This window comes from Priestia sp. P5_B4, assembly GCF_056400385.1.
This window is the reverse complement of sequence record NZ_JBFULJ010000853.1, coordinates 1-1,639: the sequence shown is the minus strand read 5'-3', so window position 1 is coordinate 1,639 and position 1,639 is coordinate 1. Positions and strand designations below refer to the sequence as shown.

At 38.2% G+C, this 1,639-nt stretch carries 1 protein-coding gene and 2 pseudogenes; all 3 read left to right on the top strand.

Annotated elements, in window-relative coordinates; all coding sequences use genetic code 11:
* Positions 1–246, top strand: a pseudogene (locus AC1DRF_RS26700) (GntP family permease); the annotation flags it as partial.
* Positions 247–265: 19 nt separating this feature from the next.
* On the top strand, positions 266–1,042 hold the full coding sequence (locus AC1DRF_RS26695) for a 3-hydroxybutyrate dehydrogenase (protein ID WP_013057034.1): 777 nt from the start codon (positions 266–268) through the stop codon (positions 1,040–1,042).
* Positions 1,043–1,236: 194 nt separating this feature from the next.
* A pseudogene (locus AC1DRF_RS26690) lies at positions 1,237–1,639 on the top strand (aminoacyl-histidine dipeptidase); the annotation flags it as partial.

Here is a 1,639-nt window from a genome sequence, read left to right as displayed (position 1 = left end):
GCATTAGGAGATACGTGGTATCACTTGTCTCAAACGACGAATTTAAGTGCCGATGCTCTTCACCGTATTGCAAGCGTTGCGTCAGGTGCATCTATTTTACCGCATAACGGTGCGTTGTTAACGCTATTAGCCGTAACTGGTCTTCAGCATAAAGAAACGTATAAAGACGTATTTGTTGTTGCATTTATCATCCCGACAATCGCTTTATTTGCAGGAGTCGCATTAGCGGCAGCCGGTATTATTTAAAAACAGGAGGAGAATACACATGGTTGAAAATCAAGTAATTGTAATCACAGGAGCAGCAAGAGGAATTGGGTTTGAAATAGGTAAACGATTCGCAGAAAACGGCGGAAAAATTGTGTTATCCGACATTGATCAAGCTGCTGTAGAAGCTGCAGCACAAAATCTTCGTGAAGCTGGATTTGAAGCGCTTGGTGTCAAAGCCGATGTAACAAAAGAAGAAGAAATCAAACATTTAATTGAAACAGCAAACGCACATTTTGGAGCGGTTCATACGTTCATCAATAACGCTGGCTTGCAGCATGTTTCTCCAATCGAAGAGTTTCCAACTGAAAAATATGAGTTAATGATTAAAATTATGCTAACAGCTCCATTTATGGCGATTAAGCACGCGTTTCCGATTATGAAAAAACAAGGGTTCGGACGTATTATTAACGTTTCTTCTATCAACGGTTTAATCGGTTTTGCAGGCAAAGCAGCTTATAACAGTGCTAAACACGGTGTAATTGGGCTAACAAAAGTAGCTGCTCTTGAAGGCGCAGCACACGGTATTACGGTGAATGCACTTTGTCCTGGATATGTGGATACACCACTAGTGAGAGGTCAGTTAGATGGTTTAGCTAAAACAAGAAATGTACCATTAGAGAGCGTGCTTGAAGAAGTTATTTATCCTTTAGTCCCTCAAAAAAGATTACTAGACGTGAGCGAAATTGCTGACTACGCTATTTTCTTAGCGAGTGATAAAGCAAAAGGTGTAACTGGTCAAGCGGTAGTAATGGACGGCGGATATACAGCTCAATAAAAAATAGAATAAGTCATTAAAAGCATAAAGGAGTCTAATGAGCTCCTTTATGCTTTTTTATGTTATACCTATTCTATCGAGCTAATCAACGTTAAAATATAACTAGGCTATACATAAAATAAGCCTTATACTATTTCTCCTGTAAAGATAAATAGTATGATAAAAAAGCCTGCAGTTCAGAAAGGATGATACATATGGTGCAAACAGTAAATGAATTAATTAAACATCCGGTTTTTTATTTTTTTAACGAAATTTCAGCTATTCCTAGAGAATCTGGAAATGAAAAGAAAATTAGTGACTATTTAGTTTCTTTTGCAAAAGAAAGAAGCCTTGAAGTTATACAAGACGAGGCTTTAAATGTAATTATTAAAAAGCCGGCAGCTAAAGGATATGAAGATGCTCCAGCCATCATTTTGCAAGGACATATGGACATGGTATGCGAGTTAAATAAAGGAACTGTGCATGATTTCGAAAAAGATCCGCTTCAACTGCGAATTGTGGAAGATATGCTTTATGCAAATGGTACTACGCTAGGAGCTGACAACGGGATTGCCGTTGCATATGCACTGGCTTTACTAGATGCTCATGATATAGCTC